The sequence below is a fragment of the Rhodobaculum claviforme genome, from assembly GCF_016653255.1.
Lineage (GTDB): Bacteria > Pseudomonadota > Alphaproteobacteria > Rhodobacterales > Rhodobacteraceae > Rhodobaculum > Rhodobaculum claviforme.
The window spans coordinates 1-7,802 of the sequence record NZ_NHSD01000210.1; the positions used below are offsets into that span (position 1 = coordinate 1).

5 protein-coding genes and 1 pseudogene are annotated in these 7,802 nt (G+C 72.0%); 1 reads left to right on the top strand and 5 read right to left on the bottom strand.

Annotation, left to right across the window (positions count from 1 at the left end; genetic code table 11):
* Positions 1-190 precede the first annotated feature (190 nt).
* Positions 191-649, top strand: coding sequence for a GatB/YqeY domain-containing protein (locus CCR87_RS07395; RefSeq protein WP_201156910.1), 459 nt, complete (start codon positions 191-193; stop codon positions 647-649).
* A gap of 3 nt (positions 650-652) precedes the next feature.
* On the opposite strand, the gene CCR87_RS07400 is transcribed toward CCR87_RS07395, so the two are convergent.
* From CCR87_RS07400 to CCR87_RS17210, 5 genes and pseudogenes are all read right to left on the bottom strand, one after another.
* A complete protein-coding gene (locus tag CCR87_RS07400; protein ID WP_201156911.1) occupies positions 653-1,312 on the bottom strand; it encodes an alpha/beta hydrolase in 660 nt (219 codons plus the stop codon).
* Positions 1,312-2,226, bottom strand: coding sequence for a ring-cleaving dioxygenase (locus tag CCR87_RS07405; RefSeq protein WP_201156912.1), 915 nt, complete (start codon positions 2,224-2,226; stop codon positions 1,312-1,314). The genes CCR87_RS07400 and CCR87_RS07405 overlap by 1 nt, the downstream gene beginning before the upstream one ends.
* 107 nt (positions 2,227-2,333) lie before the next feature.
* Entirely contained in the window at positions 2,334-4,715 is a 2,382-nt protein-coding gene (gene gghA / locus CCR87_RS07410) for a glucosylglycerol hydrolase (RefSeq protein WP_242511905.1), read from the bottom strand.
* Between the two features lie 10 nt (positions 4,716-4,725).
* Positions 4,726-6,348, bottom strand: a complete 1,623-nt coding sequence (locus CCR87_RS17205) for an alpha-D-glucose phosphate-specific phosphoglucomutase (RefSeq protein ID WP_420850155.1) — start codon at positions 6,346-6,348, stop codon at positions 4,726-4,728.
* Between the two features lie 150 nt (positions 6,349-6,498).
* Positions 6,499-7,797: pseudogene (locus tag CCR87_RS17210) on the bottom strand (4-alpha-glucanotransferase); the annotation flags it as partial.
* Between the last annotated feature and the right edge of the window lie 5 nt (positions 7,798-7,802).

The window sequence follows — 7,802 nt, forward strand, 5'->3', positions numbered from 1 at the left end:
GCCCGCCCGATGTCATCCGCATCCCCGGCGGGCCGGTCGCATCGTATAGGGACCGCGCGGGGCTGGGTCAAGCCGACGGCAGCGCGGGGAAATTCCCGTTCCCCGTCAGTCGGATGAAAGGGCGATTGCGGCGCCCCGCGCGCAGCGATAGCATCGATGACCGGCATGGGGCCGCAGGGGTGGGGGCGGAATGGATCTGCGTGCGCGCATCAGGGCGGACCTCCAGGCCGCCTGTTCCCAGGGCGACGGCCACCGCGCGGCGACGCTGCGGCTGATCGCGGCGGCGGTGCGCGACCGCGACCGCGCGCTGCATGCCGCCGGTCGCGACGGCGGGCTGACCGACGCGGAGCTGCGCGAGATCCTCGCGGTGCTGGCCCAGCGCCGCCGCGCCACCGCCGCCAGCTTCGAGGAAAACGGCAGGCTGGAGCAAGCCGCCGAAAAGACCGCCGAGGCCGAGGTGATCGAGGAGCTTCTGCCCCGCCCCATGCGCAGCGGCGACATCGACGCCACCATCGGCGCGACCCTGGCCCGGCTGGGCGCCCACAACCTGCGCGACATCGGCCGGGTGATGGCCGCGCTGCGCCCCCAGCTGGACGGGCACATCCCCCCCGCCGAGCTGAAGGCCCGCGTGCGCGCCCGGCTGGAGTGACCCTCAGCCGCCCAGCAGGCGGCGCAGGGCGGTGACATCGGCCCGGGTGATGCCATGGCCCGCGCCGGGATGCAGGCGGCACGCGACCTCGGCGCCCAGCGCGGTCAGGGTGGCGGCGGAGTGCCGCACCCGCGCGGCCGGGATGTGGGGGTCCTGCGTATGGCACCCCAGCCAGATCGGCACCCCATCCAGACGCCCCGCCTGCCCCATCACCTTGGGGGTATGGCCATGGAGCGCCGCATCCGGCGGGCCTGGGGCGTCGGCTGTGCCCACAAGCCCCGCCGACAGCCCCACCACCGCCGCAAGCGGCCCGCCCCGCCGCGCGGCCCATTCCAGCGCCAGACACCCGCCCTGGCTGAAGCCCGCCACGGCGATCTGTCCGGGGGCCAGCCCCTCGGCGCGCAGCACCTCTGCGGCGCGGTCCACCGCCGCCAGCGCGCCGTCCAGCCATGGCTGCAACGCCGCCATCGGCGCCAAGAAACTGTGGGGCCACCAGCTCTGGCCGTCGGCCTCGGGGGCCAGCAGGCGCGCGCCCTCCAGACCGGTGCCGAGCCCGAGGATATCGGCCGCGCGCCCGCCCCGGCCGTGCAACAGCACGACGCCCAGCCGGTCGCCGCCGCCCGCACGCAACACCAAAGCCGAAGCGTGCGGCAGCGCCGTCATCAGCGCGCCCCCTCGGGCATCCGCAGGGGCGGCAGCGCCGCGGCGATGCGGTCGCGCTGCGCCTCGTACCGGGGCGGCAGCTTCAGGGCGGTGCCCAGCGCGTCGGGTGCCTCGTCCACGGCAAAGCCGGGGGGGTCGGTCGCGACCTCGAACAGGGTGCCGCCGGGCTCGCGGAAATAGATCGCGTTGAAGTACTGCCGGTCGATGCGCGGGGTGACGTGGTGGCCGGCGGCGGCCACCCGGGCGCGGATCTCGTCCTGGTGGGCATCGTCGGCGGCGCGGAAGGCGATGTGGTGGATGGTGCCCGCCCCCTGCCGGCCCGACGCGCCGGGATGCCGGAGGATGTCGACCACGCGGCCCACAGCCCCGCCCGGCGCGGCAAAACGCATCCGGCGGCCCTTGCCCTCAGCTTCCTCGCCCACCTGCGCGTAGCCCAGGATGTCGGTCAGCACCCGCGCCGTGGCGGCGGGATCGTCCACCCACAGCGTCACCGAGTGGAACCCCCCCAGCGCGTCGCCGCGCCCGTCGGCCTCGATCAGCTCCAGCCGCTGGCCATGGGGGTCGCGCAGGCTCAGCACCCGCGCGCCAAAGCGCTGCGTCACGTCGCGCGCCCCGGCGCCCAGCCGGGTCACCCAGCCGTCGAAGGCCCCGCGCGGCACGCCATAGGCAAAGGCCAGCGCCTGGCCCGGCCCCTCGCGGCCCGGCGCGGCATTGGGAAAGGGAAAGAAGGTCAGGATCGTGCCCGGGCTGCCCCCGGCATCCCCGTAATAAAGATGCCAGGTGCCTGGATCGTCGAAGTTGACGGTCTGCTTGACCAGCCGTTGCCCCAGACGCTCGGTGTAGAAGGCGAGGTTCTCGTGCGGGGCGCCGGAAATGGCGGTGACGTGGTGCAGGCCTGCGGTGGGCTGGCTCATGGCGGTTGTCCTTCGCTGCGATGCCTTGCCATGACAGATGGTCGCCGCGGCGCCTGCGGAAACAGGCGGGGCCGCAACGCCCCTGTGCGCGGCTGCACAGCGGCGCGTCACAGCCCCCGTGTGAACACCAGCCCCATGCTGTCGCGCAACGTCACCGGTCCGCCGGTGTAGTCCTGCCCGATGTTGGGCGTGCGCAGCGCCAGTTCCCAGCCCATCCCCTCCAGGCCCGGCACGCGCAGGGTCAGGGGGTCGAACTCCTCGGTCTCGCCGCCCTCCATATGGGTGATGCAGAACGCCTGGCCGCCGCCCAGCGCCTCGGGGCGGTTGCGCAGGGCGGTGAAGATCGTGCGGCCGCGAATCGGCTGGACATAGTCGAAGTGATCCACCGGGGCGTAGTTGTCGCGCAGCCACGGATGGCGGTGGCGAAAATCGCGCAGGGCGCGCATGAACCCGACATGCCCGGCATCGAGCTGCGACAGCGCCTGGCTGACGTTGCAATAGTCGTGCATGTCGTCCATCCACGCCCGCGCGATCGCCTTGAGCACCCGCGGCGAGAACGTCTCGGGGCCCGCCAGCGGCGGCTCCACCGCGTTCAGCAGCCGCGCGATCTCGTCGAGGTCGTAATCGGTGACCTCCACCAGCGCGGGCAGGAATTCGAGGAACCGCGCCAGCTCCTCGCGGGTGGCGTAGCCCATCTCCTTCAACCGGCGGAAGAAGGTGGGGCGGGAATAGGCGTACTCGTCCACCTGCCACTTGAGCGAGATCGCCTCCTCGGCCACGACCTTCACGCCGTAGCGGTCGTCCTGGTTGCGGATGAAGCCCCAGTTCGCCCGCGCCGTGGCATTGAGGAAATCCATCGGCACGCCGGGGAACGCCACATAGGTCAGCATCGACACCGCGGGGTTGTCGTAGGCCTTCTCCAGGATCTCCATCTGGGTCTCGCCCAGCCGGGTGTTGATGTTGAGCTTGGGGTTCACCTGCGTGCCCCGGCGCAGCGTGTCGTGGTTCGCGGTGCCCGAGATCCAGTGCGAGCCCACGCCCAGCATCTCCTTGATGCGCCAGAACTTCGACAGCCAGAAGCCATAGAGGAACGGGGTGTTGTGGGCGAATGTCAGCGGCCCCCACTGGAACACGTCGTCATCGCGCTGCGCCTCGACCACGGCGCGGTAGTCGGACGCCAGCTCCCAGTCCTCCTGCGGCCAGGGGCGGCCGTCCTCGAAGATGAACCACGGACGATAGAGGGTGCCGGCGACATGCTGTTCCACGTCCGACATCAGCTGCAGGTATTCGTCGTCGTGGCACAGCTTCTCGATCGACGGGTCCCAGAAGGTGAAGTCCTGCGCGCCGTCCACCCGCACCCCGTCGGCGCCGAAATCCACCTTGCGGCGCTGCATCTCCAGCAGGATCGCGCGGACCCTCGGGTTGCGGTAATCCAGATTCTGGCCGTACATGTTCGGCCCGGCAAAGAAATGCGGGTTCAGCGCGCGCAGGCCCTGATTGTCGGAATGCCCGAACACCACATCGAGGATCAGCCGGATCGGCCCGGTGGAGAAGTTGTGCAGGGATGCCGCGAGGTCCACCAGCTCGTCGGGCCGTCCCGTCTCCAGCAGCGCGGGGTTCACCGCCGCCATCCCCGCGATCACCACGTCATAGCCCCAGTTGGTGGTGTCGGGGTGGAGCAGGTCCACCGTCACCTCCTCGGGGCCCTGGTTCGATTCGGTCCAGAACTCGGGGCCCATCTCGTAGACGGTGGTCGGCTCCACCGGCAGCAGCTGCACCGCGTCATAGCCGAGGAACAGCTCGTCGGCGGGCTCCAGCGGAAGGTCGCGCCGCAGCCGTTCCGACAGGCGGTCGAACTCGCGCGCGAGGCTGGCCAGCGTGCCCCCGGCGGTGGCCGTGGGCACATGGATCTGCAGGATGTTGGGCACCGGGCCGAACTTGTGCGGCTGCGGGCCGGCCAGCCCCTCCCAATAGGGGCGGTCGGCACGGTTCGCCTGCATCTCGTGCAGGTCATAGACCTCGGCCGGGGCCATCGGCCCGAACGGCAGGCTGGACGCCATCGGGTCGAGGATACGGTGCCAGCCGCCGTCGCGGTCGCGCCACGCCATGGCATAGAAATGCCCCAGCTGTTCGCGTGATCCGGCACGCACGCCGTCGATGGCGGCGACGCAGACATCCTCCACCCGCGTCATCGGGACATAGATCCGCCGGAACCGCACCCGCTGGCGTGCGCGGGTCAGCGCCACCGGCTCCATCGGGTCCAGCAGCTCCAGAAAGATGTCGCCCTCGGGCACGCGGGCGTCCAGCAGCTCGGGCGTCCAGAAGGCAAAGCGGGTCACGCCGGCTTCGGGCTGCGCGCCCAGCTGGCGGGCGATGGCGCGGGCGGCGTCGAACGCCGTGGGCGCCTCGACCATCTGGGCGCGGGTCCATTCGGCCATCACTTCGGTCTGGGCCGTGTTCAGCGTGATATCGGACAGATCCTGCAACATGCCTCTCCCTTCAGGTGACGACGTCGGGGGCGGTGCGGCCGGTGTGACCGGCGATATCGGCCAGTGCCGCGACCGCCTGCACCACCGGCTCCAGCGCCCGTGCGGGGTCGAGGTCCAGCGCCGCCTCGGGCCGCTCCAGATAGACGCGCAGGGTCGCCCCCTCGGTCCCGGTGCCCGACAGCCGCAGGACGGCGCGCGCGCCCCCCTCGAAGTCGATCTCCAGCCCCTGGCCGGTGGCGGTGGCGCCGTCCACCGGGTCGGTATAGGCGAAATCCCGCGCCCCCGAGACCGTCAGCGGCCCCGCCACGGTCCCCGCCAGCGCATCCAGCCGCCCGCGCAGCGCGTCCATCAGCGCCGCAGCCCCGGCCGCGTCCACCCCCTCGTAATCATGGCGGGAGTAGTAATCGCGGCCGTACTCGCGCCAGTGATCGGCCAGCACCTCGGCCACCGACTGGCGGCGGTGCGCGAGGATGTTGAGCCACATCAGCACCGCCCACAGGCCGTCCTTCTCGCGGACATGGTCGGCGCCGGTGCCGAAGCTCTCCTCGCCGCACAGGCTGACGCGCCCCGAATCCAGCAGGCTGCCGAAGAACTTCCACCCCGTGGGCGTGGCGTAAGCGTCCCAGCCGCGCGCCGCCGCCACCCGGTCCACCGCGCGCGAGGTCGGCATCGAGCGCGCCACCCCCCGCAGCCCCCCCGACCACCCCGGCGCCAGATGCGCGTTCGCCGCGATCACCGCCAGGCTGTCGGAGGGCGAGACATAGATCCCCCGGCCGAGGATCATGTTGCGGTCCCCGTCCCCGTCCGAGGCCGCGCCGAACTCCGGCGCGTGGTCGCCCATCAGGTGTTCGTACAGCAGCCGCGCATGGGTCGGGTTGGGGTCGGGGTGATGGCCGCCGAAATCGGGCTGGGGCGTCGCATTCACCACCGTCCCCATCGGCGCGCCCAGCATGTGTTCCAGGATATGCGCCGCATAGGGCCCGGTGATCGCATGCATCGCGTCGAACTTCATCCGGAAGCCCGAGCGGAACAGCCCCCGGATCGCGTCAAAGTCGAACAGCTCCTCCATCAGCGCGGCATAGTCGGCGACGGGGTCCACCACCTCCACCACCATGCCCGCCAGGTCATGCGTGCCGATGTGGGACAGATCGATGTCATGCGCCTCCAGGATGCGGTACTCCGACAGCCGCTCGGTCTCGGCGTGGATGGCCGTCGTGATCGCCTCCGCCGCGGGGCCGCCGTTGGGGGTGTTGAACTTGATCCCGAAATCCTCGTCCGCGCCGCCGGGGTTGTGGCTCGCGGACAGGATGATGCCCCCATCCGTGCGCCGTGCCCGGATCAGGTGTGACGCCGCCGGCGTGGACAGAAGCGCACCCTGCCCCACGATCACCCGCTCGGCCCCCTGCGCGGCGGCCATGCGCAGGATCACCTGCGCCGCGCGGTCGTTGAAATAGCGCCCGTCGCCGCCCAGCACGAAGGTCTTGCCCTCCGCGCCGTGCAGCGCGTTGAACAGCGCCTGCACGAAGTTCTCCAGATAATGCGGCTCCATGAACACGCGGGTCTTCTTGCGCAGCCCCGAGGTGCCGGGTTTCTGCCCCGCGATGGGCCGGGTCGGGTGGGTGGTGACGCGCAGGGTCTCGGGCATCTCTCTCTCCTCCGTGCGGCCGGCGTGCGCCATCAGGCGGGCGGTGCGCTGCAACCGCGGATCCGTATCAAAGGCCGCCACCGGAACCGGCAGACGGCGGCACCAGTTGGGATGGGTGTGGACCGTACCGGGCAGGTTGGCCTGCTCGACGCACTCGAACACATCCTCGGCCTGCACCGCAACCAGCGCGGCCGGGGTGGCGGCGACGAAGCGGTGCACCGCCTCGGCCACCGAGGCATCGCCCGCCCACGCGCCTTCGGCATCGAGCGCGGCATCCAGCGCCGCGACATCGCCCCGGCGCACGGCGCGATGATGATCGGCCGTGCCCGCGTCCAGATTGCCCAGCCGTTCCCACCAGTCGATGTCGCGCGCCGCGCGCCAGCCGTGCAGCGTCGGCAGGTCATGGGTGGAAAACGACGCCAGCACATCGGGCGGATACTGCCCGGGGGGACGGAACCCGCCGCCGTCACGTTCGAACATGGCAACCCGGCAGCCCAAGACCCCCGACGCCGCAAGGTCCGCGCGCAGCCCGTCGGGGATCACCCCGAGGTCCTCACCCACCAGGGCGGCCCCGGCGCGCGCCGCCTCCAGCCGCGCCACCGCCAGCAGCGCCGCACGCGGCATCGTCACATACGCCCCCGGCAGGCCCGGCGGCACCCAGAACGCGCGGGCAAAGCCCAGGATATGGTCGATGCGCAAAAGCCCCGCATGGCGGAACTGCGCCCGCAGGATCGCGGCAAACGGCGCCATGTCGCGCGCCAGCAGCCTGTCGGGGCGCAGCGGCGCCAGGCCCCAGCTCTGACCGAAGGGGCCGAAGTCGTCGGGCGGGGCGCCCAGCGACACCTCGCGGGCATAGAGGTCAGGGTCGGCCCAGGTCTCGGCCCCGTCGGGGTGCGTGCCGACCGCAAGGTCGAGGTACAGCCCGTGGCGCATCCCCGACGCCCGCGCGCGCGCCTGCGCCTGTGCAAGCTGGCTGTGCGCCATCCACTGCGCCCAGGCATGAAAGGTGACCTCGGCCGGGTTCCGGGCGGCAAAGGCGGCGACCTCCGCGCGGGCGGGGTCGCGAAAGGCGGCGGGCCAGGCGGGCCAGTGCGGGCCGAATCGCTCCGACAGGGCCTGGTGGATGGCAAAGCCCTCCAGCCCGCCCCCCTCTTGCGCGCGCCAGGCGGCAAAGCCGGGCGGGTCGGGCGCGTCGGCAAAGGCCGCGCGCAGGGCGGCACGGTGGGCGGCCCCTTCGGCGGGATGGTCGATCAACGGGCCGGACGCCCCCCCCGGCGCCATCGACAGGGCGATGTGGCGGGTATCCAGCCGCGCGCGATGGGCGGGGGAATAGGGGCTGGTGGCCCCGTCATCGGTGGCAAAACCGGCATGGATCGGGTTGACGCCCAGGAAATCCGCCCCCCGCGCGCCCAGCGCCGCCGCCGCCCGGCCCAGCAACGCAT

Excerpts from the sequence above, each read along its gene's own strand:
- CCR87_RS07395 (WP_201156910.1), top strand. The coding sequence starts at position 191 with ATGGATCTGCGTGCGCGCATCAGGGCGGACCTCCAGGCCGCCTGTTCC.
- CCR87_RS07400 (WP_201156911.1), bottom strand. The coding sequence starts at position 1,312 with ATGACGGCGCTGCCGCACGCTTCGGCTTTGGTGTTGCGTGCGGGCGGC.
- CCR87_RS07405 (WP_201156912.1), bottom strand. The coding sequence starts at position 2,226 with ATGAGCCAGCCCACCGCAGGCCTGCACCACGTCACCGCCATTTCCGGC.
- gghA (WP_242511905.1), bottom strand. The coding sequence starts at position 4,715 with ATGTTGCAGGATCTGTCCGATATCACGCTGAACACGGCCCAGACCGAA.